Source organism: Bacillus oleivorans (assembly GCF_900207585.1).
Lineage (GTDB): Bacteria > Bacillota > Bacilli > Bacillales > JC228 > Bacillus_BF > Bacillus_BF oleivorans.
Genome location: NZ_OAOP01000008.1, coordinates 116183 through 142231, shown reverse-complemented (window position 1 = coordinate 142231; position 26049 = coordinate 116183). Strand labels below are relative to the sequence as shown.

At 39.4% G+C, this 26049-nt stretch carries 25 protein-coding genes, 1 tRNA gene and 1 pseudogene; 19 read left to right on the top strand and 8 right to left on the bottom strand.

All coding sequences use genetic code 11. The features are described 5' to 3' along the window. Nucleotides 1-4: 4 nt before the first annotated feature. The 7 genes from murQ (at nucleotide 5) to CRO56_RS16745 (ending at nucleotide 7241) form a co-directional block, all read left to right on the top strand. Nucleotides 5-916 carry an N-acetylmuramic acid 6-phosphate etherase gene (murQ, locus tag CRO56_RS16775; protein WP_097159780.1) on the top strand — a complete coding sequence of 304 codons (912 nt, stop codon included), beginning with the start codon at nucleotides 5-7 and terminating at the stop codon, nucleotides 914-916. A gap of 11 nt (nucleotides 917-927) precedes the next feature. Next, complete coding sequence (locus CRO56_RS16770) at nucleotides 928-1875, top strand: GNAT family N-acetyltransferase (protein ID WP_097159779.1); 948 nt, start codon at nucleotides 928-930, stop codon at nucleotides 1873-1875. A 410-nt stretch (nucleotides 1876-2285) separates the two neighbouring features. Further along, complete coding sequence (locus CRO56_RS16765; RefSeq protein ID WP_097159859.1) at nucleotides 2286-3545, top strand: ABC transporter substrate-binding protein; 1260 nt, start codon at nucleotides 2286-2288, stop codon at nucleotides 3543-3545. Between the two features lie 19 nt (nucleotides 3546-3564). Next, on the top strand, nucleotides 3565-4515 hold the full coding sequence (locus tag CRO56_RS16760) for a carbohydrate ABC transporter permease (protein WP_097159778.1): 951 nt from the start codon (nucleotides 3565-3567) through the stop codon (nucleotides 4513-4515). A gap of 13 nt (nucleotides 4516-4528) precedes the next feature. Further along, nucleotides 4529-5353, top strand: a complete 825-nt coding sequence (locus CRO56_RS16755; RefSeq protein ID WP_245855941.1) for a carbohydrate ABC transporter permease — start codon at nucleotides 4529-4531, stop codon at nucleotides 5351-5353. Nucleotides 5354-5472: 119 nt separating this feature from the next. Continuing rightward, nucleotides 5473-6321 (top strand): MurR/RpiR family transcriptional regulator, encoded by an 849-nt coding sequence (locus CRO56_RS16750; protein ID WP_097159777.1) that lies wholly within the window; start codon nucleotides 5473-5475, stop codon nucleotides 6319-6321. A gap of 20 nt (nucleotides 6322-6341) precedes the next feature. Then, complete coding sequence (locus CRO56_RS16745) at nucleotides 6342-7241, top strand: BadF/BadG/BcrA/BcrD ATPase family protein (RefSeq protein ID WP_097159776.1); 900 nt, start codon at nucleotides 6342-6344, stop codon at nucleotides 7239-7241. A gap of 34 nt (nucleotides 7242-7275) precedes the next feature. Here CRO56_RS16745 and CRO56_RS16740 read toward each other — a convergent pair whose 3' ends face one another. Then, complete coding sequence (locus CRO56_RS16740) at nucleotides 7276-8475, bottom strand: MFS transporter (protein ID WP_179714320.1); 1200 nt, start codon at nucleotides 8473-8475, stop codon at nucleotides 7276-7278. Between the two features lie 346 nt (nucleotides 8476-8821). Between CRO56_RS16740 and CRO56_RS16735 the strand changes: the two genes are divergently transcribed. Continuing rightward, complete coding sequence (locus CRO56_RS16735) at nucleotides 8822-9154, top strand: hypothetical protein (RefSeq protein ID WP_097159774.1); 333 nt, start codon at nucleotides 8822-8824, stop codon at nucleotides 9152-9154. Nucleotides 9155-9281: 127 nt separating this feature from the next. After that, nucleotides 9282-10190, top strand: a complete 909-nt coding sequence (locus CRO56_RS16730) for a DUF4349 domain-containing protein (protein WP_179714319.1) — start codon at nucleotides 9282-9284, stop codon at nucleotides 10188-10190. Nucleotides 10191-10309: 119 nt separating this feature from the next. On the opposite strand, the gene CRO56_RS16725 is transcribed toward CRO56_RS16730, so the two are convergent. Beyond that, nucleotides 10310-10516: an alpha/beta-type small acid-soluble spore protein gene (locus CRO56_RS16725; protein ID WP_097159772.1), complete on the bottom strand. Its 207-nt coding sequence runs from the start codon at nucleotides 10514-10516 to the stop codon at nucleotides 10310-10312. 341 nt (nucleotides 10517-10857) lie between these two features. On the opposite strand from CRO56_RS16725, the gene CRO56_RS22970 reads away from it, so the two are divergent. From CRO56_RS22970 to CRO56_RS16700, 5 genes are all read left to right on the top strand, one after another. Then, nucleotides 10858-11031, top strand: coding sequence for a hypothetical protein (locus CRO56_RS22970; protein WP_179714318.1), 174 nt, complete (start codon nucleotides 10858-10860; stop codon nucleotides 11029-11031). 307 nt (nucleotides 11032-11338) lie between these two features. Next, nucleotides 11339-11881, top strand: a complete 543-nt coding sequence (locus CRO56_RS16715) for a D-glycero-alpha-D-manno-heptose-1,7-bisphosphate 7-phosphatase (RefSeq protein WP_097159771.1) — start codon at nucleotides 11339-11341, stop codon at nucleotides 11879-11881. 196 nt (nucleotides 11882-12077) lie between these two features. Further along, nucleotides 12078-12386, top strand: coding sequence for a PadR family transcriptional regulator (locus tag CRO56_RS16710; protein ID WP_097159770.1), 309 nt, complete (start codon nucleotides 12078-12080; stop codon nucleotides 12384-12386). Between the two features lie 15 nt (nucleotides 12387-12401). After that, nucleotides 12402-13586, top strand: coding sequence for a chromate transporter (locus CRO56_RS16705; protein ID WP_097159769.1), 1185 nt, complete (start codon nucleotides 12402-12404; stop codon nucleotides 13584-13586). Nucleotides 13587-13676: 90 nt separating this feature from the next. Next, nucleotides 13677-13871 (top strand): hypothetical protein, encoded by a 195-nt coding sequence (locus CRO56_RS16700; protein WP_097159768.1) that lies wholly within the window; start codon nucleotides 13677-13679, stop codon nucleotides 13869-13871. Between the two features lie 48 nt (nucleotides 13872-13919). Here CRO56_RS16700 and CRO56_RS16695 read toward each other — a convergent pair whose 3' ends face one another. Further along, on the bottom strand, nucleotides 13920-15398 hold the full coding sequence (locus CRO56_RS16695) for an alanine/glycine:cation symporter family protein (RefSeq protein WP_097159767.1): 1479 nt from the start codon (nucleotides 15396-15398) through the stop codon (nucleotides 13920-13922). A gap of 259 nt (nucleotides 15399-15657) precedes the next feature. Here CRO56_RS16695 and CRO56_RS16690 point away from each other — a divergent pair, with 259 nt between their 5' ends. Together CRO56_RS16690 and CRO56_RS16685 are read left to right on the top strand one after the other, a co-directional pair. Beyond that, nucleotides 15658-16398, top strand: coding sequence for a M15 family metallopeptidase (locus CRO56_RS16690; RefSeq protein ID WP_097159766.1), 741 nt, complete (start codon nucleotides 15658-15660; stop codon nucleotides 16396-16398). Between the two features lie 88 nt (nucleotides 16399-16486). Then, nucleotides 16487-16559, top strand: a tRNA-Val gene (locus CRO56_RS16685). Nucleotides 16560-16607: 48 nt separating this feature from the next. Here the strand turns inward: CRO56_RS16685 and CRO56_RS16680 are convergent. Genes CRO56_RS16680 through CRO56_RS16665 form a run of 4 tightly spaced genes read right to left on the bottom strand, consistent with a single transcriptional unit; the run spans nucleotide 16608 to nucleotide 20114 of the window. Continuing rightward, nucleotides 16608-16856 carry a hypothetical protein gene (locus tag CRO56_RS16680; protein ID WP_097159765.1) on the bottom strand — a complete coding sequence of 83 codons (249 nt, stop codon included), beginning with the start codon at nucleotides 16854-16856 and terminating at the stop codon, nucleotides 16608-16610. Nucleotides 16857-16872: 16 nt separating this feature from the next. Further along, complete coding sequence (locus CRO56_RS16675) at nucleotides 16873-17892, bottom strand: CotS family spore coat protein (RefSeq protein ID WP_097159764.1); 1020 nt, start codon at nucleotides 17890-17892, stop codon at nucleotides 16873-16875. Next, nucleotides 17882-18931, bottom strand: coding sequence for a CotS family spore coat protein (locus tag CRO56_RS16670; protein WP_097159763.1), 1050 nt, complete (start codon nucleotides 18929-18931; stop codon nucleotides 17882-17884). The genes CRO56_RS16675 and CRO56_RS16670 overlap by 11 nt, the downstream gene beginning before the upstream one ends. A gap of 10 nt (nucleotides 18932-18941) precedes the next feature. Then, on the bottom strand, nucleotides 18942-20114 hold the full coding sequence (locus tag CRO56_RS16665) for a glycosyltransferase family 4 protein (RefSeq protein ID WP_245855939.1): 1173 nt from the start codon (nucleotides 20112-20114) through the stop codon (nucleotides 18942-18944). Between the two features lie 271 nt (nucleotides 20115-20385). Here CRO56_RS16665 and CRO56_RS16660 point away from each other — a divergent pair, with 271 nt between their 5' ends. Together CRO56_RS16660 and CRO56_RS16655 are read left to right on the top strand one after the other, a co-directional pair. Next, nucleotides 20386-21387, top strand: coding sequence for an NAD-dependent epimerase (locus CRO56_RS16660; protein ID WP_097159762.1), 1002 nt, complete (start codon nucleotides 20386-20388; stop codon nucleotides 21385-21387). A 333-nt stretch (nucleotides 21388-21720) separates the two neighbouring features. Further along, nucleotides 21721-25125, top strand: a complete 3405-nt coding sequence (locus CRO56_RS16655; RefSeq protein WP_097159761.1) for a phosphodiester glycosidase family protein — start codon at nucleotides 21721-21723, stop codon at nucleotides 25123-25125. Between the two features lie 91 nt (nucleotides 25126-25216). Here CRO56_RS16655 and CRO56_RS16650 read toward each other — a convergent pair. Further along, nucleotides 25217-25353 (bottom strand): annotated as a pseudogene (locus tag CRO56_RS16650) (IS1595 family transposase); the annotation flags it as partial. A gap of 141 nt (nucleotides 25354-25494) precedes the next feature. Between CRO56_RS16650 and CRO56_RS16645 the strand changes: the two are divergent. Then, nucleotides 25495-25893 (top strand): VOC family protein, encoded by a 399-nt coding sequence (locus CRO56_RS16645; protein ID WP_097159760.1) that lies wholly within the window; start codon nucleotides 25495-25497, stop codon nucleotides 25891-25893. The last annotated feature ends 156 nt before the right edge of the window (nucleotides 25894-26049 follow it).

Below are 26049 nucleotides of genomic sequence, written 5' to 3'. Positions count from 1 at the left end.
AGAAATGGATAATATTTTTAATTTAACAACCGAAATGCGAAACAAACGAACAATGAATATTGATAACATGTCGACGATCGAAATGCTGACAGTGATCAATGAAGAGGATCAGAAGGTGGCACTGGCTGTTAAGGAAGCGTTACCTAAGATTGCTGAAGCAGTTGATGCAGTTTATGAGTCCTTAAAAAATGGCGGGAAGCTTTTCTACGTTGGTGCAGGAACAAGCGGTCGCATCGGAATTTTGGATGCAGTTGAGTGCCCGCCTACATACAGTACTCCTTCATGGTTAGTTCAGGCTGTTATGGCTGGCGGCAGTGTTGCGATGGAAAAGGCAAAGGAAGGGGCAGAGGATCGGGAAGATCAAGGTGCTATTGATCTGGAAGAGAGGAATCTAACTGAGCTGGATGTCGTAATCGGTATCGCTGCAAGCGGAAGAACCCCTTATGTCACTGGAGCATTAAAATATGCAAAGAAGCTGGGAGCTAAGGCGATAAGTTTAACGAGTAATAAATCTTCATTAATTAGCCAATATGCTGATATTAAAATTGAAGTAGAAACTGGTCCAGAAGTTATTACTGGCTCAACTAGAATGAAAGCCGCATCTGCCCATAAGATGATTTTAAATATGATCTCAACCTCGAGCATGATTAAAGTAGGTAAAGTTTATGAAAATCTAATGGTAGATCTTCATGTGAGTAATAAAAAATTAGAGCAGCGTGCCAAACAAATAGTTAGTACTATAACTGGTGTTTCAATAGAAGAAGCTGGCCAAATATTAGCAAAGTCAAATAATCAGGTTAAACCTGCTATTGTTATGATTAAATCAGGGACGTCATTCGAAAAGGCGAAAGAGGCGATCGAAGAGGCAAAAGGTTTTGTCCGGCAAGCCATTCAGATTGCAAAAAATCATGCATAGGAGATGGACGAATGATTACATACCGTTTCTATCAGTCCGGTGATGAAAAACAAATCGTAAGCTTATGGAATGAATGTTTAATAAAAGACCCTATTACTCCGAAAAGATTTCGAAACTTAGTATTGCTAGATGCAAACTTTGACCCAAAAGGACTGTGCCTCGCTTTTGAAAATGAAAAGCTAGTAGGGTGTGTATATGCGGTTCGCCGTTTGCTTCCCATGTATGGCACTGATTTAGAACCTGAAAATGGCTGGATTCCCTTTTTCTTTGTAGACAAAAGCAGCAGACAGTCTGGTGTTGGCAGACATCTTATGAATGAAGCATTAGAATTTTTAAAGGAGGAGGGAAGAAACTCAGTATTTTTTTCTTCCTACGCCCCTAACTATATCCTTCCCGGCATAGATGAAGATACCTATCCTGAGGCTTATGAGTTTTTACAAAAACTCGGCTTCCAAAAGCTTTATTCGCCAGTTGCGATGGACCGGAACATTGTAGGGTTTCACATACCTGAAGCCGTACGAGAACTGAAGAATCAAAGAATCAAAGAAGGATACTCATTCTCCCTTGCTGAGGATAAAGATTTATATGAAGTCATTACATTTGCCAACGAAAAATTCAACCCGGACTGGGGCCGGGCGATTCGTGAAGGCGTGCTGCAGGGGCTGCCTTTGGAGAGAATATTAGTGGCACGGGACCAGGAAAAAGTGGTCGGTTTCTGTATATACGGGGGCTACGAGGGAGTCCCAGACCGATTTGGACCCTTTGGTGTCGACCCAGATCAGCAAGGAAAAGGATTAGGGAAAATATTGTTGAATGAGTGCTTAAAGTACATGAGAGCAGAAGGTCTCCATGGAGCGTGGTTCTTATGGACTGGTGAGAAAAGTGCAGCTGGCCAGCTTTACTTGAAAACAGAATTTCATATCACAAGAAGGTTCCATGTGATGAAAAAAACGATTTAAATTTTTTAAAGGATTTTCTTTTTTCTTGCCGAAACAATATCGTACAAGCTGAAAGTTGATGGCATGATTTCTTGCAATGAATAAGCTTTGAGATGATGAAATATAATTTTAAAAAATGTAAGAAAAATAGTAAAAAAATAATTTTATAAATAAAACCCAGTTTCATAGAATTACATTTTTTCACCTAAAAAAAGGTCATTCATTTGCCTGCTTAATATCCTTTGTCATTGTAATGCTTATAAAAGTTTTATCTCAGATTGATCTATTTGAAATACATTTAATTTTTTTCGGTTAACTTGGCTACAAATGTTGATTTCAAATCATAGAATTTGCAGAGATAATTACTCCTTGCATATCAAAAGGAGAAAATTATAAAAAACTATTTAGGAGGTCGGGTGACATTGAACAGGATGGGGAAAATTTGGGGTTTGGGGTTATTTCTGATCCTTTTAGGTTTACTTTTATCTGCATGCTCCTCTGAAAATACAGATGGAGAGAATGATAGTGAAAAGGTAACCCTTACAATGGGGAGCTGGCGTACAGAGGATACAGCTTTGTATCAGAAAGTAATTGATAAGTTTAATGAACAGTATCCGAATATTGAAATTGTGTATAGTCCATCTAAGAATACCGAATACAATACGATTTTAAATACTGCCCTTCAAGGCGGGGAAGGACCGGATATCTTTCATTTAAGACCGTATGCACCAGGAATTGAATTAGCTGATGCAGGCTATTTAGTGCCGTTAGATGATTTAGAAGGATTAGACGTGTATCCTGATGCTGCTTTACAAGCTTCACGAGGTTCAGATGGGAAACAATACGGGGTTCCTTTAAATATTAGTACGACTCAAATGTTCTACAATAAAAAAATATTCGAAGAGTTGGGTTTGAAAGAACCTAGTACTTGGGATGAATTTATTGAATTAAATGAAACGCTTTTAAGTGAAGGCATTACACCAATAGCTTTAGGTACAAAAGAGGGCTGGCTGCTATCTGCTGCTCACGGAATGATTGGCCCAGCATTTTATGATGATGCATTTATACAAAGCCTAACAGCGGGAGAAAAGGATTTTACAAGTGATGAATTTGTCGCTTCGATTAAAGCCATGGATGAATTAAAGAAATACTTCCCTGATAATTACGAGGGACTAGGGATGGAAGATATTCGCACCCTTTTCTTTACGGAAAAGGCAGCCATGTTCCCGATGGGAAGCTGGGAAATTGAAGTTTTGCGAAGTATGAATCCGGATCTTGATTTTGGCTTCTTCCCAATGCCATCCGCAATCGGTAATGAACCAACTGTTACAACATGGGTTGATGGATCTTTTGCGATTAATGCAAACTCAGATCATATTGAGGAAGCGAAAATTTTCCTTGAATTTTTGACAACTGAAGAATTTGGAACCCTTTTTACAGAAGAATTTAAAATGATTAGTGCGATCCCAGGTATAGAATCAACTGATGAACTTGTGAATAGTTTAAGCCAGGCGGTTGAAAATTCGCCAATACCTTACTTAATACTTGTACATTTTGCTGGAGGAAATCCTTCAACTAAAGTTACATTAGAAACTCAGCTCCAAGGTATGTATTTAGGAGAGATGTCTCCTGAAGAGGTAGCAGAAACAGTTCAAGAGAGTGCGGCTTCATGGTTTGAGCCCTTTCAATAGACTTTAGGCGGAGGTCTTTATGCAAGTAGAAACAGGCACACCAAAAGTTAAATCTATAAATCCAGGGAAAAGGAAAAGGTGGAGCATCCACCTTTTCCCCCTTCCAGCCCTCATTATCTATGGACTTTTTATTGTATATCCCTTACTTGCTGCTCTCACATACAGTTTTTTTGAATGGAATGGGATAGCTCGAGGGGCATTCGTCGGGTTTAAAAATTTCATTGATTTGTTTACACTAGAACCATTTAGCGGAATGTTTTGGAATGCATTTCAGCATAATATTCTTTATTTTGTCCTGCAAATGATTGTTCAAAATGGATTAGCTTTTTTGTTAGCTTTTATTATCTACAGAAAGATCTGCGGTGCGGAATTTCTGAAGATGGCTTATTTTCTGCCGAGATTATTATCCGTTATCGTAGTCGGTTTCTTATGGAAACTTATTTTGAATCCAAACTTTGGAGCATTGAACGTATTATTAGGCAAGTTTGGGCTTGAGTCCCTGCAGAAGGCGTGGCTAGGAGATCCTGATACAGCTTTAACTGCTATTATTTTAGTAAACTGCTGGTTTGGATTAGGATTTGGCGTTTTAATTTTTCTGGCTGGTTTCCAATCCATCCCGAATGAATTAGTGGAGGCTGCTAAGCTGGATGGTGCCCAAGGCTTTAAAATGCTGAGATTTATCACGGTTCCGCTTATGATGCCTTCTATTATGATCATGACTGTTCTAACCTTTATCCAATCCTTTGAAGCATTTGAGCTGGTATACGCCATGCAAGGGTCAATGGGAGAACCCTATTATTCAACGGATACATTAGCTGTGTATTTTTACAGATTAGCCTTTAGCAGTTCTACCGGCGGTTCTACAGCGATTGGGTTAGGTTCTGCTTTGGCAACCGTTTTATTTTTATTTATCGTTGTGTTTACGGTAATATACTTAAAATTTGTGCAGAAAAAAGAAGTAGATATGTAGGAGGTGCTCCAGTTTGAAAAATGCAATTTGGACGAAGCCAATCTATTATTTAGTTGCCTTCTTGATCGCCTCCATAAGTTTATATCCTATTCTATTAATGGTGATGTCTTCTTTTAAAACAAATGCAGAAATTTTTGAGAATCCTCTATCATGGCCTGAATCGTTAAGTCTTGAAACATACCGGACATTACTTGACCAAATCCCGTTTATGACCTATTTTTTCAATAGTGTCATTGTTAGCTTTGGGGCAGTGGTCCTGGTCCTTATTACAGCTTCTTTGGCTTCCTTTTATATCGCACGCTACCGATTTAAGTGGAATAATTTCTTGTTTCTGCTGTTTTTAATGGGGATGATGATTCCGATAAAGCTTGGGATTGTACCTCTCTTTATATTAATGAATGACTTGCATTTAACCAATTCGCTATGGTCACTGATATTAATGTATACCGCTACAGGGATCCCGCTTTCTATTTTAATTTTAACGGGATTTTTTAAGACAATGCCTAAAGAATTAGAGGAGGCAGCCAGAATCGATGGTGCCAGTGACTTGAGAATACTATGGAATGTTGTATTCCCGTTAATGCGTCCTGCATTGGGAACTGTGATGATTATTACTTTTATCCAATCTTGGAACGATTTTTTCTTTCCGCTTATTTTTATCACTGAAGAAGCGAAAAAGACGATTCCTGTTGGAATGCTTTCTTTGTTTGGCGAGCATTCGGCTGACTGGGGCGCCTTGTTTGCAGGCTTAACACTATCTTCTTTGCCGATGCTCATCTTGTTCTTTATTGCCTCTAAACAATTTATGGAAGGTTTAACAGCTGGAGCCATTAAATAAAAAGTTGAACCATTACTTTTCCTTCATTACTTTGAATCCGGGCAAGAAAATAATATTAAACTGAATAGGTTATAGAAAGAGAGAGAATGTATATGTCTAATATGACCGGAGGACTTGTGATGCTGAATGAAATGTTATCTCAGCTGCCTCCTTCCGAGAAAAAAATTGCTTCATATATTTTAGAACATCCACATGAAGCCCTATCATTAACTGCCAGTGAATTGGGAAAAAGAAGTGCAACCAGCAGCGCTGCTGTTATTCGGCTCTGCAAATCATTAGACCTTAAAGGATTGCAAGATTTAAAGCTTCGGATTGCAGGAGATTTGCAGAAAAAGAAATCAGCAGGGGTTCGGGATATTGAACCGAACGAATCCCCGATCTCTATAATTGAAAAAATGACCAATAACAGCATTCAAACAATAGGGGAAACTGCTGAATTATTAAGCATTGACGAGCTCACTAAAGCTGTTGAGATCTTAAAAAATGCAAGAACGATACACTTTTTTGGATTGGGCGCTTCCCATATCATTGCTCAGGATGCCCAACAAAAATTCTTGCGGATTAATAGATTTGCAACCGCCTTCACCGATATGCATTTGGTTGCCACATTAATAGCCAATGCCCATCAGGATGATGTTATTGTAGGGATCTCTTTTTCAGGGCAAACCTTTGAAGTTGCGAAAATATTAGAACTTGCCAATCAAAAGGGTGTTAATACGATTAGTTTAACTAAATATGGTGCGTCGATTGTCTCGGAACAAGCAGATATTCGCTTGTATACATCGGCAACCATGGAACCAACTTTTCGAAGCGGGGCAACTTCTTCGAGAATTGCCCAATTACACGTCATTGATATTCTCTTTATGTGTGTCGCCTCCCAAGCCTATGAAAAAACAGTCACATACTTAGATGAAACAAGAGAAGCAGTAGGATTTTTACGGGAAAATATTAAATCAAGGAAAAACTAAATTCGAAAAAGTGGTGGCTTATGACATATGTGATTGGGATAGACGGCGGCGGAACTAAGACAATGGCAACCTGTTATGATTTGGATTCTGCTAAAGCTCTATTTACGGCTGAAACCGGCCGGGTTAATTTCTTAATCCAATTTGAAGAAAGTGTTGAGCAAGTTTCCCGTGCGATCGAAGCATGTGTAAATTATATGGAGAATGTTCAGCCGGAAAAAATCTTAATTGGAGCAGCGGGTGCGATTTCTAAAGAGATTTGCAAGCGGGCAGAGCGGGAGATTCAAGTGAGATGGTATCAGCAAGTACGTGTGATTGATGATGCGCGGCTTGCCCATACTGCTCTGCTTCAAGGACAAGATGGAATTTTGGTTATTGCCGGGACAGGCTCTATTGCACTTGGCCGGTGCAATGGAATGGAATGGCGTACAGGCGGCTGGGGTTATTTGTTAGGCGATGAGGGCAGCGGTTATTGGGTGAGTATTAAAGCGATTCAATATGCTTTACACCAGCTTGAAATGAGTCAAAATAATGATGGATTAACAAATGCTTTGCTGCAAAGAATTAATGGCCAATCCATTTCAGATATCAAAAACTTTGTCTACAGCTCTGCGAGACAGGAGATTGCTGGACTTTCTAAACTTATTAGTGAAGAAGCCAATAGAAATTCAGAGGCAGCCTTATCGATTTTGCGAAGAGCTGGGGTGGAATTAGCTTTATTAGTGAAACGATCCTTATCTGCCGCACCCGATCCCAAACAGAAACTGAAAATAGCTGTTTCTGGAAGTCTGCTTATGAAGAATGATGTTGTTTTTGAATCGTTCAAACAAGTGATCGAGCGGGATTTACCGATGAATGAAATTATTAGAGAGAATCAGGATGTATGCAGTGCAGTCTTATATACAGAGATAAACGTTCAATAAGGTAGAGGTCGTCTCAGGGAAAGAGACGACCTTTTTAGATTTGGAGGCTTTTGATTTTTTTCAGCATAAAGGGGATCAAGATTGCTAGTGTCATCATAATACTTCCCATTAATGTAAATGCTGGATAAAGATCGATTTCAGTGAAAAAACCAATAAGAGGTTTAATGCACATACCGACAATACTTCCTGTCAGATTGATTATAGAAAGAGATGTGGCCCTGTTTTGATCGGAAACGAGTTCATTCAAAAATGTCCGATAAATAGGATCATTTACGCCATGAATCGTAATAGCAAGTGTTAACAGGGTAATCCCCATGATCATAGATGGCTGAAAGGATAATAGAAATAAAGAGATGCCCGGAGCAAAGAATGTAAAACTAAAAATAAACGTTAAACCGTATTTTCTTCGTACCATGGGTGCCATCAGTACTACTCCCGAACTCAGCAAGTGGATCACAAGCATTATCCAGCCAAACGCTTGCATTTCAATGTCATAGGAGAGAAATAGCGGCTGATTTAGATAGACCAGGCTAAAAACAAAACCAGAAGCCATCGATTGGATTGCTTGGAATAAAAAAAGAAACGGACTCTTTTTGATGATGGTCCCCAACGAATGAATGATCCGTTTGGTTTCAGACTTTTTCGTTTCGTTTATGTACGTCTCTTTTAAAAAGAATGATACCGCTGTTGCAGCAGTTAAAGACATACAAGTGATATAAACAGGCAGATCTAATGAATACTCTGCCATCCATCCCCCTAATGGAAGGCTGATAACCATTGCCATTGTCGCAGCAGTACTAAGGCTTGAGAAGGAATAATCAGCCAATGCTTTTTTTTGCTTCTTTTGTAAGCTTTCATAAATCATCGCTGAATCCGCACCCGACATAGCTGCTATTCCGATTCCGTAAAGCACGGATTCCACAACAAACCAAAGAAAGCTATGACTGAAGGCAATAATAAAGGTGCTTAAGGTAAACAAACATATTGAAGCAATAATCACCTTTTTCCGGCCGAACCGATCAGCTAACACTCCAGATGGGACTTCAAATAGAACGATTGAAGCGGATAGAATACTTTCCAATAAAAAGATTTCTACATAATTTAATCCGCGTTCGACTAAAAAGAGAGTAAATATGGTTGTATAAAAAGTTAAAGAGTATAAAAAAGTGGCTAGGGAAAGGATCAATATATTCCTTACCTTTAGAGTTTCTAAATAAAAATGAATGGATTTCATGAATTGATCACCTTTCAGAGAGAATAAAAAACCATGGGAAAAGCCCATGGTTTTAGTAACAATGGATTTTCCAGATGTTCTTTGAGATTGTTTTCGGTACTGACCAGGGGAAAAAAGACAGACTGCTCCCTTGGCGGGCGCTACGCGTTTTTTCTAGCAGGATGTATAGGCTAAGCCTGCTGGTAAATTCATGGACTTCTTCTATGATCCTGCGAGTTTATGCGCCCCGAAAACTATATCCCTCGAACAGTTCGGAACATTCCATTCACTCCTATCTGAAAGTATAATTTAACTATAAGGAAATTTTACCAGGCTAACAAGTACGAATCTTCTTGTCCGGTTAAGCGTGTCTGAGTTCGGAAAAAGGGGTGTTGAGTTCGGAAAAAGGGGTTCTGAGTTCGGAAAAAGGGTTGCTGAGTTCGGAAAAAGGGTTGCTGAGTTCGGAAAAAGGGGTTCTGAGTTCGGAAAAAGGGTTGCTGAGTTCGGAAAAAGGGGTTCTGAGTTCGGAAAAAGGGTTGCTGAGTTCGGAAAAAGGGGTTCTGAGTTCGGAAAAAGGGTTGCTGAGTTCGGAAAAAGGGGTTCTGAGTTCGGAAAAAGGGTTGCTGAGTTCGGAAAAAGGGTTACTGAGTTCCGAAAAACAGGTGCCAAGTTCCGAAAACAGACTGCTCTGTTGCCATAACCAGGGACTTTGTACCGATAAGAGGCAGCAAGTTCCTATAAAGAAGAGTCAATGTATTTTCAGTAACCAATCGTTGTAAAAATCCGTCTACTTTTTATAGAGATAAAATACAAAAGGGGTGCAATTTGTGAAAAAATTAGCAGGTTTTATTATTTTGTTGGTCGTTTTTCTGTTTGGGTGCAGTTCTAATGGAAGTGAATCAGCAGATAGCGCTGGAAATGCAGAAGGTACAGAGGAAAGTGCTGCGGAGTTTGACCGTGAAATGACTGCTCAAGGAGAGGACCAGAGTGTTGATAATCAAAACAACGCAGACGGAGATGCTGCAGCTAGTGAAACATCAGAACGGATGGTCATGTATAATGCCTGGATGAACTTGGCTGTGGCCGATGTTGAAGAAGCAATTTCCCTGGTTGAAGATAAAACGAGCACGCTGAAAGGGTATGTTGTTCAATCTTCAACCTATGAACAGGATGAAAAAATGTATGGAACCATGAGCGTTCGTATTCCAAGTGAACAGTTGAATTCCTTTATCGATGAAATGGGTGCAATTAGTGAAAAGGTGATCCAAAAGTCGATTGAAGGTGAGGATGTTACAGAAGAGTATGTCGATTTAGAATCACGGATGCGGGCAAAACAAGCAGTCGAGTCTCGGCTTTTGGATTTATTAAATCGGGCAGAAACAACTGATGATTTACTGAAAATTTCGGAGGACTTGGCTCGGGTTCAAGAGGAAATTGAACAAATTGAAGGAAGAAAGCAATATTTAGAAAATCGGACAGATTTTGCCCAGGTTAGCCTTGAAATTGAAGATGCATCGGTTCATGTTCCAGCGATTACAAAAGGAGAAGAGCTTCAGACAGGAAGTAAAATTAAACAAGCATTTATGAATTCTATCAATTTGCTTGTAAGCTTTTTCTCAGGAGTATTAGTCTTTTTAATTGGCTATTCACCATTGCTTCTTGTAATTGCGATCCCATGTATTGTAATTTGGCTGATATATAAAAAGAAAAATCATTCAAATTCACATGAAGCTTAAAGAAAAAGCCAAGAAGTTAGATTACTTCTTGGCTTTTTCTGCTTAATCATATGTAATGGGGCTTTCGGCAGAACCGAAAGCCCTGCGCCATTCTTTTAAACTGTTTCTATTAAAGCTAATTAACGAGTTCCGCCTAACTGCTGTTCAGCCATCTGAACGAGTCTTTTTGTGATCTCACCACCCACAGAACCGTTAGCACGTGAGGTAGTATCTGGACCAAGCTGTACACCAAATTCTTGAGCGATTTCTAATTTCATTTGATCAAGTGCAGCCTGTACACCAGGTACTAATAGATTATTGGAGTTATTGCTACGTTGCCCTGCCATGTTGATCACCTCCTTAAACATATGTTGTTCCGACTTCAAATAAATTATGTAAAGGTCCTAATTTTTTTGAAGAAAAATAGGGGGATAACATTAATGAAAAGTGGATAGTAAAAAAATGGCAAGGTGATTACTCACAGGAATGGCGTTCATTTCTCGTGAAAAAATTATTTTTAGACGAAACCACAGGATATTTTGATAGCAGAACCAATAGGGAAAGAGCTAAAATATTGATTATCCTATATAAGTGAAATCGCAGTATATGAAAATTAAAATAATGAAACGATAGAAGTATGTTTTCCGTTTATAATTAAAAGTAAGAGGCAGAGAAATGGGGGGGAAAGTTGAGGAAAACAAGAAAAGAGATCCGCAAAAAGCAAGGTAAGAACTACACGATTTGGGATTTGATTGTAGACGTTCTATTTTGGATTCCTGAATTGATTATATGGCCATTCCGGCTTTTGTTCTATCTGGTAAGGGGACTATTAAGAGTGATTGGGGATTTTCTCAATATCTAATCATGTATACAATCACTCTTCTATTATTCGTCCTTTTTCCATCAGTTTTTTTATTTTCTCCTTAGGCGTCCAGCAATTAAACTTATAATGAGTCTTTGTCTCAAAGCCTAATCTTTTGCATTTGTAAACCATTTTACCTGAGGCTTTTATTGCCTGAAAGTGTACACAGGTTGCACAGCAATGGAAGTCTTTCATCATGTCCAATCCCCCCAATGTTCTTATAACATAACAAGTTAAGATTAGGATATCATAACCTACTCAGTATACCGTACATATATTTAAATCAAACAGAAAAAAAGGAGCCACTATGAAACCAGCTGTATTCTTAGATCGAGATGGTGTCATTAATGAGGTATTAACGAAAAGGGTGAAGTTTGTAAACCATCCTTCACAGTTGTACTTGCTGCCAGGTGTTGAGCAGGCAATTTTAGCTTTCAATCAAGCAGGTTTAAAGGTGTTTGTTGTGACGAATCAGGGCGGTGTCGGACTTGGATTTATGAAGGAAGCTACCTTGCATCAGGTTCATGAACGATTAATTGAAAAGCTGGCTAAAGCAGATGCGGCTATCGATGACATCGCTTATTGTCCGCATAAACCCCATGAAGGCTGTCAGTGTCGGAAGCCTGAACCCGGAATGCTGCTTAATCTAGCAGATAAGCACGGGATCGATTTATCCAAAAGTTATATGGTGGGCGATCGTGATGTTGATATCATTGCTGGTAAAAGAGCAGGGTGTACCTCAATCCTCGTTGCAGAAGGCGAACACACTGATGCGGACGCGACATTCCCTAATTTGCTTGATGCCGCTAAATGGATAATCAAAGATTTTGATTTTAAAAAGGAAAAATAGCAGGAACAAAAACGCCTACATTTTAATGCTTGGCGTTTTTCTTTTTGGAATTTTACCGGTTACACTCGATTCCAATATGGGATGTTAAGGAATTGTTAAAACTAGCAAGAACGGGTTGAAATCATTTTTTTGATTTGGTACCATGACTGTGTTATCGAATTTCGATATTGAATTCCGATAATAGGAGGCTATTTATTTGGTGGATAAAATTTTAAGAAAACTATTTTTAGGATTTATCCAAATTCACATTTTACACCATGCAGAGGAGCATCCGATTTTTGGTTTATGGATGTTAGAGGAATTAAAAGAACATGGATACAACATGAGTTCGGGAACCCTGTATCCGATTCTCCATTCGATGGAAAAGGATGGGCTGCTTGTAAGAGAAGATCGCAAAGTAGAAGGGAAAATTAGAAAGTACTATGTAACGACAGAAAAAGGAAGTGCCGTACTTAAAGAAGCTAGAATGAAAGCCTATGAACTATTTAAAGAAATAAAAGACTAACGGGGAGGGAGAAGAATGAGCCAGACAAGAAATTTTAAAGCTTTATTTGAAATACTAATTGTTGCAGCTAGACTTGGCTTAACTTCATTTGGAGGTCCAGTGGCACACTTGGGATATTTTCACGAAGAGTATGTTCGCAGGAGAAAATGGATGGATGAAAGGACCTATGCTGATTTAGTTGCTTTATGCCAGTTCTTGCCTGGACCAGCAAGCAGTCAGGTTGGAATTGGAGTTGGAGTAATAAGAGGGGGCATCCTTGGCGGCATTTTAGCCTTTATTGGATTTACTCTTCCTTCTGTTATTGCCTTAATTGTATTTGCTCTCTTTATACAAGGGTTTGATGTAAGTAATGCGGGCTGGATTCAGGGATTAAAAATTGTAGCTGTCGCTGTTGTGGCTCATGCGATTTTAGGAATGGCGCAAAAACTTACACCTGATCTCCAAAGGAAAACGCTGGCACTTATGGCATTGGTTATTACGTTGTTGTGGCAGACAGCTTGGACTCAAGTCGCTGTTATTCTAATTGCTGGATTCATAGGTTATCTCATTTATAAACAGCATCAAGAAGAGAAAGGGGAAACACTCACGTTCCCGATCTCAAAGCGTTTTGGCACGATATGCTTAGTTTTATTCTTCGGACTCTTAATTGTTCTTCCAATTGCAAGAGAATTAACGGCTATCGATTGGATTGCGATGTTTGACAGCTTTTACCGTTCAGGTTCGCTCGTATTTGGCGGTGGTCATGTGGTTTTGCCTTTATTAGAACGCGAATTTGTTCCGACTGGCTGGCTCAGTGAAGAAGCATTTTTGGCAGGATACGGGGCAACACAAGCAGTTCCCGGCCCGCTCTTTACCTTTGCAGCGTATATTGGTGCGGTAAGTGGCGGCTGGACAGGCGGTTTATTAGCAACCCTTGCTATATTTTTACCGGCATTTTTATTGGTATTAGGAACATTACCTTTTTGGAATGCATTACGGGCAAATCCAAAAATTAAAGGAGCTCTCTTAGGTGTGAATGCTGCCGTTGTGGGTATCTTAATTTCGGCATTCTACCATCCAATCTGGACGAGTTCGATTAAGGCACCAATGGATTTTGCGTTAGCAGCTGTCCTTTTTAGTATGCTGGTCTATTGGAAGCTGCCGCCTTGGGTAGTGGTGCTATCCGGTGCTTTGGGCGGAATGCTGATCGGCGTGCTGTAACTGTTCGTTTTTAATAAAAACATGAGGTTTTTCAGAAGGTATCTTTTACCAAATAGAGAAGTAATATAGAGTGAAAAGGGAGGGGATACTGTGGAAATGTATCAAATTTATAATCAAATTAAGTTTTTTATAAAAGAAATGGAACAGGACGAAGAATTCTATAAAATTAATGCAAGCATGGCAAAGAAAATGCTAGATGCCTACATGGAAGAAGGCTTTACCCGGGAAGAAGCCCTGACTTTGGTTAGTAAACTAGGAAACGGATTTAATAAAAATCAAAGATAGTCATACTTAAAAAGCTGCTGTCGATAACGGACAGCAGCTTTGTCATTCTTAAGAAACTTTTTCTTCCTGATTTTTGTTTCTCTCAACCCAATAATCGGCATTTTTGATGCCTAGTTTTTCTGGATCGAAGACAGGATCAAGCCCTTGTTTCTTCTGAGCCTCATAATCTTTCAAGGCTGTTAAGGCTGGTTTAGCCAAAATCAAAATAGCGATTAAGTTGAGCCAAACCATGATTCCGAGACCAATATCTCCGAATATCCAGGCATTGCTGGCTGTCTTTACAGAACCAAAGTAAACGGCTCCCATCATTACAAGCTTTAAGACGAACATGGCCGACTTATTCAGTTTACTGCGAATTAGGTAGGCAATATTTGTTTCTGCCATGTAGTAATAGGCCATAATCGTTGTAAAGGCAAAGAAAAATAATGAAACCGCTACGAATCCTGCCCCAAAACCAGGTATTATTTGTTCAACAGCCACTTGCGTATTTTCTGCACCTGTTTCAATTCCTTCCACATATTCCACAATCATCGTTCCATCCGGAGCTTCTACATTATATGAACCAGTAAATAAAATCATAAATGCAGTTGCGGAACAAACTAGCCATGTGTCCACGTACACAGAAAATGCCTGAACAAGTCCTTGTTTGGCAGGATGCGAAACCTCTGCAGCCCCAGCTGCGTGAGGCCCAGTACCTTGACCTGCTTCATTTGAATAAATACCGCGCTTTACTCCCCAAGAAATGGCAGCCCCTAAAATACCGCCAAATGCTGCATCTGCCCCAAAGGCACTGCTAAAAATTAAACCGAACACAGCAGGGACCTCTCCAATATTAAAAAGGACAATAATGAGTGATACAAGAATATAGCCAATAGCCATAAATGGAACAACAACTTGTGCAACATTGGCAATCCGTTTAACGCCTCCAAAAATAATAATAGCTAAAAGAACGACCAAAGCAATTCCTGTCATCCATTTTTCTATGCCAAAGGCAGTATTAATACTTGATGATATCGCATTAGCTTGAACCCCAGGCATAAGGAAACTGAGGGCAACCACCGTGGCAATCGCGAAAAGGACCCCATACCATTTCCAGCCGATTCCTTTTTCAATATAATAGGCAGGTCCGCCTCGATACTCACCTTCTTGTTTAACCTTGTAAATTTGGGCTAAGGTTGACTCGACATATGCTGTTGCAGCTCCAAGGAAGGCAATCGCCCACATCCAGAAAACAGCTCCAGGTCCACCGAATCCAATCGCAGTAGCAGTTCCGGCAATGTTACCTGTACCTACACGTCCTGACAGTGCAACTGCAAATGCCTGGAAGGAAGAGATCCCAGCGTCAGAGCTCTTTCCTCGAAATAATTGCCTTAGCATGTCCTTAACTAAGCGGACTTGTAAAAAGCGAGTTAAAAAAGAAAAAAGAATTCCTACACCTAAACAGAAGTAGATCATTGGTGCACTCCACAGAGTTTCATTGAGCCAGGCTGGTGCAGTGACCGTCAGCCAATTCCAAAATTCTCCCATAGTGTTCCTCCTTTATTTCACTTTTTGTTGTGTACAAAAATAAGGTTAAAAGCCCATTATTTTTGTACTATTCCATTATACAAAAAATTCTTAATTTATGGACTATATTTTTTTGGGAATACTAGGAGAGGGAAGATAAATGTGAGTTGTCACCTATTTGTTCGATTGAATAAATTTTTATTGGTTTTTTCGTCTTATTTGTAGGGATTTTGTAATAAAGGATCGTTACTATAATAAGAAGGAAGAAAAGAGGATTCGTATGCTTCGCTACTTAAAAAAGATAGTAATATTAATTTGTATAGCCGCAGGGGCGTATTATTTATTAAATCAAATCTCCAGCTACAGCAAACCATTACAATATACTGTTTCAAGGGCTAACTCATTACTGGGGAATGTTGAGGGAAATAAGGGTTTGGATACAATGGCTAAAAATCCTTCCAGTATTCTGGTGCTTGTCAATAAGGATTACACCCTCGCACATGACTTCCAGCCAATGGACCTTGTGGTTCCGAACGTTTTATTTTCGGAAAGTGTAACTGACGAAGAAAAACACATAAGAAAAGAGGCCGCAGCTGCATTAGAACAATTATTTCACAATGGGAAGGAACAAGGGATAAACTTGATTGCTACATCCGGATATCGCTCCTATGAAACCCAAAAAAGATTATATGAGGAATTTGTAAATCATATGGGATTAGAAGCAGCCGAATATCGGGCGGCCCAGCCAGGAAATAGTGAACACCAAACAGGTTTGGCGATGGACATCACATCAAGCGAGTTTACCTATGAAGAGTATCAAAATTTTGGGGAGACACCAGGCGGGAAGTGGGTCTCACAAAATGCTCATCATTTTGGCTTTATCATCCGCTATCCGGAGGGTAAAGAACATATCACAGGATATCAATACGAACCGTGGCATCTTCGCTATGTTGGGGTTGAACAGGCAACCTACATGTTTGAAAATCAGCTTACCTTTGAGGAGTATTTAGGTGAGGTATAAAAGTCATCATTTTTAGAAGACATGTGTGATTAACATTGACATTCTAAGAGTTTCACGGTAAAATAACACTTGTCTTCATAATGATTATGATTCCGTAGCTCAGTTGGGAGAGCATCACCTTGACAGGGTGGGGGTCGCTGGTTCGAGCCCAGTCGGGATCATACTAAAAAGCCTTAGAGCCACATTGGTTCTAAGGCTTTATTTCTGACTTATATTTCTAAATCTAAATCTTCTAATTCCTGGTCGATTTCACTCTCGTCAATCCATTCTATTCCGATGGTCAGCTTATTGGCTCCGAATTCTGATTTATGGGCTAATTTGTATTCCATATCCTCGTCAGGAAGCTCAATTTTCTTGCCTCTTACATTTAGCGTATCAGACTCTAATTCACTGATAACTCTTTTTAATAACTCCACATATTGTTCTTTTCTGCCTACAAACTCTTCTTCTAATTTCATTATTTCATCACTCCTATTAATCTAGTTGTAATACCTGTTTTAAAACAGGCATTTTGTTTGCCTCAAGCTTATAAGTTTTTAGAAGTTTGTTAACGTCCCCAACTTCTCCCATTCTAAATGGCTTCTTTACATATCCATAAAACTTATCTGGGAATAATAGGTCTATATAAATAAGTTTGATTTGTTCTTCTGTGAGAGGCAGGATGGAAGTGAAACAGCTGATATATTCTTCGATTTCTGCCAGATTCCAATTCTCGGTTTCCTTCATTCGTTTAAAAATCAGCTTGCGTAAATCCCGAATTGGAATATCGTAAGCTAAGTTATCTAGGTCTAAGACATAAACGCCGTTTTCGGTTAAAAGGGCATTTCCTTTTCCATAATCCTGATGGGTAAGGTACCCGTGTTCTCCAATTTCTTCAACCCATTTCGAATAACAGGACTTGTTCAACAGCTCAAGTGCTTTTTCGGACATATAGATAATATTATCTGCTATTTTCAAATAAACCCTGTAAAAAGCAGTGTCCTTATTTTTTGATTCCTCTTTCCATTGTTTAAATTCCTCAAGCATTCCTTCATAGTGCTTTGGCCAAGCTCCCATACGATTGTAAAAGTTAACGCCTTCTGGTGCGACAAATCCGACAGAATCCTTTTGAAATTGGGCTAATCCTCTGATTCCTGTGAGCAGGTCTTGTTTATTTTCTTCCATCTCTAAGTCAGTACCATCAATCCAGCTATATAGAACAACAGCATAGCCTTCATGGACAAAATAGCGGTTACCGTCTTTCGTTGGAATAATATCAGGAACAAGGACGCCTTTGCCCGCCAGGTAGACTTGAGCGGCAGTTGTTGATTCCACAACAGGCAGAGGTTTTCTAATTCGTTTTAAACCATAGATTCCTTGTGCGGTTTCTACTCTCCAAACAGTCTTGATTCCCCCGCCTTGAAAGACCTCCATTTGGAGAACTTCAAGATCAGGATAATTTTCGGACATTAGCCGTTTGCCTAATTCAAGATCTTGTACCATATTATGCTCCATGGGAAATCACCTCATCTAACTGTGATAAAAAGCTTTGCAATACTGCGTCTTTACTTAATTCAGTCGCTGTCATATCTTTAATGCGGTCAAAATGTTTTCGTAAAGGCCACTTTGCATCTCTGCCCTCGTAATATTTAGATACTTGTCCATAAAATAGATGAGGAAATTGGAGGTCGGCTGCTAGGATTTGATATTGTTCTTTTGTTAGTGGGTTGACTTCTTGATAATACTTCATCATATTTTTGAATTTTTCTAGGTTCCAAGCCGTTTCTTTTTTCATGACTTTGTTTAGTATTTTTCTAATATCCCTTACCGGCAGTTCGACTGTTAATGAATCCATATCGAAAACATAGAGGTTATTGTCATTTCCAATAACTAGATTGCCAGAAGCATAATCTTGATGGCAAAGTGTTTTGTTGATTTTTGTTTCTTCTACCCATTGCTCAAAATACGGATTAGCTAGCATAGCAATCGCTTTTTCTGCCTGTTCTAAACAGGTGTCGACATATTTTAAGAATAATTTATCAATCGCATTTTTTTCCGATTTCTTAGACTTTTCTTCCTTCCAATTCACTAGCTTTTGATATCTCCGTTCCATTTCTTCTTTCGATTCTAATAATAAAAAGGAAGGAAACTCTCCAGTTGGGGATTCAATTCCCTTTGAGGCTTTGTGGAATGCAGCCATTCCTCTCATGATCATCCGCATATCTTCTTCGATTTCATAATCTGGATTTCTGCCGTAAACCGCTTCAAACACAACAAAATACTCGCCTTCATGTTCTACATAGCCTTCTCCTGAATTGGTTTTAAATACACCAGGAGTATAAATGCCCCCATTGCGTAAATAATCGATCGCATGAATCATAAATTTAATGTCATTTTCGATCATTGGGAGCTTCTTCATGATGACTTCGCCTTGGTCTGTAGCAATAGACCAGACGGCCTTCTTTCCTTTATATGATAGTAAATAAATCGTTTCTACTTTTAATGGATATTGAGATATGACGTCCTTCACTACATCAGAAAATACAGTATCCATCGAATCCCTCCTATTCTTTGATTCTTCTCATTGATGCTAGATACAGTTTTTCTAACCGATTGGCTACATGTTCAAATCCGAAATTGGCTTGTACCAATGCTCGTCCAGCTCTTGCGAACGTGTTAGCAGCTTCATCGTTACTTAATAGAAAGGAAATAGCTTCGGCAAATGCCGACGGATTTTCATAGTCATCGATAACAATGCCATTTTTAAGGTGCTTAATGATTTCTGCATTGCCGCCACGATTGGTTGTGATAATGGGGAGTCCAGCCCCCATTGCTTCATAATGAACCCTTGCCAGGGGTTCCTGCCATTGCGAGCTGCAGACAAATAAATCGCCAAGCAAGAAATGCTTAGGAATGTCGCCTGGAGGGATAAAACCGGTGAAGATAACCTTGTCCCCTAGTGTCATAGCAAGTTCACGGAGGTTCTTGCCATACTCATCGATTCGGTCATCACTAAACCATTTGCTTCCAACGATGACTAAGACAGCCTCAGGGTGTTTCTTTATAACTTGCTGCATAGCTTTGATCAAAACATCTGGACCCTTTACTGCACTTAAGCGTCCAACAAACAAGACTACCTTTTTGTTCTCCACACCATATTTTTTGCGAAGAGCTTGTCTAATTTCTCGTGCTTTTGGATCCCAAATCGGCTTATAATGGTTTAAATTGATACCAGAATAGACAGCCTTCATTTTTCGTTTGGCAGACGGAAACCGTTCACTTATAGTCGTTCCGATATACTCGCTGATTGTCATAATTCTATCGACTGCTGATATCACCAATTTTCCCATTTCGGACGAGATTTTCTTTTCTTTAAACATTTCATTATGGACACTGATAACAAAACGGCTTTCTGGCATGGCAGACTTATAGATCAGCAAATCGCGAGGTCGGTTAAAAACATGAATAACATCATAGTGATACTTATTTGCAGTCATCTCAGCAAGCTTTATGGCCACGTTGTATACGTAATTCTCACGGGGAACTCGAATATATTCAACTCCTTTTACGAATTCATGGTCCGGAAGCTCAGGGTCTGAAATACAATAGATAGTTAAATCATGATTTTTGTTTAAATGAGGTGCAACTCCATCTATTAATACTTGAATGGCTCCTCCTTTTATTGGAGGGACAGTGAACATACTAGTACAAATGAATGCTATTTTAATAGGAATCACCCTCCTTTATTAGTTGATTTAAGGCTATATGGGGACATCACTTAACCTACTTTTAAAATATGAATATAAAAATTAACAGACACGGCAAATCTACTGAGAAACTTGTACATTTTTATCGAATGTTATTGAAATATGGGGCTTTTTTAGGCAAAAATGGAAGAGAAAGTAGAGGAAAAGAATGGATAGCTTCAGTAGTTTAAAAACTAATGGAACCCATTAGAATGCTTGTTCATACATTAATATAGTGAAATAATAAAAAGGGGGATAATGAATGTCCCGTCCTAAAACGATTTTGATAACGGGCAGTGCCGGATTTATTGGATACCATTTGGCACAACGGTTACTTTTAGAGGGTTATATAATTATTGGAATAGACGACTTTAATAACTACTATGATGTTCGTTTAAAAGAGGCACGATTAGATAGACTTAAGGGACATCATAATTTTTCATTTGAACGAGTTTCCATTGAGGATAGGGCAGCAATTTCCAGGGTATTTTCCCAACATTCAATAGATATTGTTGTTCATTTAGCTGCTCAGGCAGGTGTGCGTTATAGCCTTGAAAATCCTCACGCGTATATTGATTCAAACGTCGTCGGGTTTATGAACATTCTGGAATGCTGCCGGAAACAAGAGATTGAACATCTTCTGTTTGCTTCATCTAGTTCTGTTTATGGAGCCAATAAAAAGACTCCATTTTCGACAGAGGATCGGGTTGATCATCCAGTCAGTTTATACGCTGCCACTAAACGGGCAAACGAATTAATGGCACACACCTATAGTCATTTATATCGTCTTCCCACAACAGGTTTACGGTTTTTTACAGTCTATGGTCCATGGGGAAGACCTGACATGTCGTATTTTAAATTTACAAAAGCTATATTTGGGGAGGAACCTATCCAAATTTTTAACTATGGAAAAATGAAGCGTGATTTTACTTATATTGATGATATTGTGGAGGGAATCGTTAGGTTGCTTTACAAAAAACCTGATCCAATCCAATCATCTGATCTATTAAGCCAGGCTCCCTATAAAATCTATAATTTAGGAAATAATCAGCCTGTTGAGTTATTAACGTTTATTTCGGTGATCGAGGAAAAGATTGGGAAAAAGGCAATAAAAGAATTTCTTCCTATGCAGGCTGGGGATGTTCCAGTCACGTTTGCGGATGTTGATGATCTAATGATTGATGTCGGCTTTAAACCAAAGACAAGCATAGAAAAAGGACTTGGAAAGTTTATTGATTGGTACCGCAATTTTTATAACGTATAGGGTAAACAGGTAAAAATAAAAAAAGCTTCTAAAGACCTAAAACACAAGAAGAATATCAAGAAAACGAAGGACGATATGGGAATTTTATCCTGATATTGTTCTTTTTTTATGTAAAAACTAGATTTTATCCATAATTGAAGCCGAATATAATCCTCTATTTTTCCTATTAAAATCAAAGTCTAGATTCTTTAAGATAATAGCAATAGGAAAATTAAAGGGAAATTTAACTAAGATTTACATTCCTTTGCTAGGATTTAAAATAATTGACCTAGAGGAAGGGAGGATATAGGTTCTTTAATCTATTATTTTTATTAATTAGAGGAGGAACATGTAATGAAACGACAAAGGTGGCTGATGATTTTATTAGTTTTTGTCATGACCATGACAGCCTTTTTCACAAGTGTGCATGCAGAAACAGCTGGAAATCCAATATCTGATGTACGCTCGTCATCCTCAGATCGAACAGAACCTACTGTAACCGTTGGACCAGCTGGGCCAACACTCATTTCAGATGAATATACAAAAACTATTGGTCCTGGAATTGAGTTAACCACTTTTGAAAGGTTTGATGCCCGGGGCTGGCTAAATGGTGAAGTACTGACCGTTCAATTGGCGAACGGCCAAGTGACTGCAGACCTATTATTTCCGGGAGTGATAACATCAGCAAGACCTCTTTCAGAAATGGCTCGCCTTTCTGGAGCTGTAGCAGGTGTCAATGGAGACTTTTTTGATATTAATAATACAAAAGCTCCGTCAGGAACGATGATTCAGGAAGGTACCTTATTAAAAGGTCCACAAGGCTCACACACGTTGACAGCGGGTGTCGATAACCAAGGTTTAGGTCAAATTGCGAACGTTTTTCTAGAAGGAACTGTAAAATTGCCTACAGGTGATGTTCCTCTTGCTGCTCTCAATCAATCTAGTATTCCTGCTAATGGAATTGGACTTTATACGACTGTATGGGGCCAAGCGCAAAGACCGGCAAGCGGAAATCCAGTCTATGAAGTAACGATTCAAAATAATAAAGTAGCAACTGTATCTGATCAAGTTGGCAGCGGCGAGATTCCAGAAAATACATACGTGCTTGTCGGGCGTGATCAGGGGGCAAATGTATTAAAGCAACTATCTATAGGGGATGAAGTTACCGTTGAATATGCACCAAGAGTAAATAGTGATACCCTCATGAAATTTGCGATAGGCGGTAACATTAAACTAGTAGATAACGGAGAAGTTCCGGCAAACTTGGATGACAGTACAACAGCTCCAAGAACAGCTGTCGGTTTTTCAGAAGATGGTCAAACAATGATTCTAGTATTAGTAGACGGAAGACAAACCGACAGTCGCGGTATGACGATTAAGGAAATGGCAGAATTAATGAAGGAATATGGTGCGTACCAAGCACTAAATATTGATGGCGGGGGTTCCTCGACAATGGTTGCGAGAATGCCGGGTTACGAGAATGCGGAAGTCGTTAATAACCCTTCTGATGGATCAGAGCGTTCTGTACCAAATGGTATTGGTATTTTTGTAGAACCTGGCAGCGGTATGCTTAAAGGCTTTGCTGTCGAAACTGCGTCAAACGAGGCAGGCAGCCATCGAGTGTTCCCTGGTTTAAGCAGAACCTTTGTAGGCTTAGGCTACGATGAAAATTATTTCCCAGTTGAAGTAGAGGATATCAGATGGCAAGCCCTCCCAGCTGATGTGGGCAAATTTGAGGCAGACGGGGTATTTCGGGCGAAAAAATCTGGTTCAGCAGTAGCAGAAGCTCAAATCCAAGCTTCGAAAGGAACTTTGGAGGTCACAGTTCTTGGAGAATTGGATCGAATTGAGGCATCCGAATCCTATCTAGGCCTTGAAATGGGCAGAAATGGCAGCTTTTCTGTAGTTGGCTATGATCAAAATGGCTATTCTGCACCGATCGAAGCACGAGATACAGATCTAAGCTACAACCAATCAGTAGTTGCTGTTGAAGCAAATGACGATGGAAGTTTTACAGTCACTCCTAAACAGGATGGAGGTTCAACCCTTATTTCGATTAAGGTTTTAAATAAGGAATTCCATCTGCCTGTTACGATTGGGCTCGCTACCGTTGAAATTGCAGATTTTGAGGACAAATCAGGCTGGACGTTTACCAAATATCCGGCAAATGTCGGGGCTTCAATGGAAGTAGCTGAAGGCAGAGAAGGGAATGGAATCCAGTTAAACTATGATTTTTCAACCACTACGGCAACACGAGCAGCTTACCTGCAAGCCTCACCAAGACTGGATCTTCCTGGGGATGTGCAAAAGATGGGTCTTTGGGTCAAAGGGGATGGAAAGGGGGCATGGCTCCGAACCGTTATAACCGATGCCTCCAATACTAATTACACATTAACTTTAGCGAACGAAGTAAATTGGACTGGATGGAGATACGTTGAAACTTCTCTTCCAGAAGGGATTCGTTATCCAGTTCAGTTATATCGAATCTATCCAGTAGAAACAAATCGAAATGAGCAATACACAGGACAATTAGTGTTTGACCAATTGACCATTAAAGTTCCGCCTACCATTGACATGCCTGAACAACAAGAAAGCAGTGAAGATCCGCTAGTTCTTCAGAATCAGATCATTGAAGGTGAACGCTGGAAATTTGCTGTTCTTTCTGACAGTCAATTTGTCGCAAGCTCTCCAAATAGCCCGCAGGTGGAGATGGCGCGCGAATCACTTCGCCAAATAGTTGCTGAAAACCCTGATTTTCTAGTTATTAATGGCGATTTGGTTGACACTGGCTGGAAAGAAGATTTTGTTTTTGCCAAACAGGTGCTTGAGGAAGAGGTAGGATACGCTTTTCCAATCTACTATACTCCTGGGAACCATGAAATTGCAGGCTCAGGTTCATTGGATAATTTCTTAGAGGTATTTGGTGAAAATCGATATAGCTTTGATCATAAGGGAACAAGGTTTATACTTTTAGATTCGGCGACAGGCAGCTTCCGGACAAGTGATTTTCAGCAATTAATTGAATTAAAAATGTCTTTGGAAGAAGCCGCTTCAGATCCTTCCATTAAAAATGTCGTAGTACTAGGACATCATCCAACACGTGATCCGCTGCCTACGAAAAATAGTCAGTTATCTGATCGCAAAGAGGCCGAGCTATTGGAGAGATGGCTAACCGAATTTAGGAAGAAATCAGGCGGAAAAGGCACGATTTACATCAGCGGCCATGCTCATACAGTTCACGTAGAACGGGTAGAAGGCGTTCCATATATGGTGACTGGGGCAGCTGGAAAAGCCCCTTATGGTGCGGCTGATGCTGGCGGATTTTATGCATGGACCCTATTCGGAGTGGATCCGACACCTGTACCTGAAGAGGCGAATGGTCCGGAAAATGGAGCAGCAAACGGCCGTATCAATGGTACAGATTGGATTCAAGCAGAGGTCCGTCCGCTATTAGAATCGATAACATTAGATGCAAAAACTGTTCTTGCTGCTGGTGAGACTTTAACGATTAATGCGGTTGGTCATCAGTCAGGTAATTTAGATTTTCCTTTAAGTTATCCTGCGTCCGTTATTTGGGAAGGCAGTGAAAATGTCTTTGTGGGCACAGGGACTGAATTGGAACAGGCCAAAAAGTCTGGCCAGTATGCGGCTATATTTAATACCGCTACCAATGAACTGACCGCTTTAAAAGCTGATACAATCACAATTAGAGTGAAATCAAATAACATGGAAGCAGAACAGCAGATTCAGATCCAATAAAAATAGAAAAAGAGGGGCTATTCTTTTTTAGAATGGCTCCTCTTTTTTTAGGGGAAATATTTTAAATTTGAATATCAGGTTAGCACCGCTGCTAAACCTTTGCGGTCAGATTGCCGTAGGTGATGGGATCGGTGGAGATACAAGCAATTGCAAACGGTTAAACATCTGACCTCCAAACTGCCGACGATTAGTTCGAAAGCAGAATTCATTCAAATAGGTTTGCAGATGAAAATTTTAAAATATAGGCTTACCCTATTTAAACCTTTCGTGACTAATCGGAATAGATTAGGTTAAAGCAAATACCCAGTGTACAAACATTTTATCGCTGGGACAAACATCAATCGAAAGAAAAATAAATGGAGGTATCCCATGAGAAATACAAATAAAGTGTTTCATCTCGCTATTCCGTGCAAGGATTTGGATGATACAGTAGAGTTTTACGAAAAATTAGGATGTCAGCTGGCCAGAAGATATGATGATCGAGTTACCTTTAATTTTTTTGGTGACCAGGTTGTTTGTCATTTGGGCCCCGATGAAATAGATAATGAACCGAAAATGTATCCTCGTCACTTTGGCATTACCTTTTTAGAAAAACAGGAATATAATGATACTCTAGAGTATGCCATTAGACATAATCTCCCTTTTTTTACAGAACCGATGGTAAGGTTTGAAGGAAGACAGGAAGAACATTTAACTTTTTTTTTAATCGATCCGTCCAATAATTTATTAGAATTTAAATATTATTATGATGTAAATATGGTTTATTAATATATAAAAGTTGCTTCGAATATTCGATTAATAATCAAAAGAGTAGGTCCAGAGCGGATCTGCTCTTATTAAATATATTGAAAAATCCACATTTGTATCAGAGTATTTGCCCTCTACATGTAATGTCTAGATGAATATAGATAATGTAGATAAAAG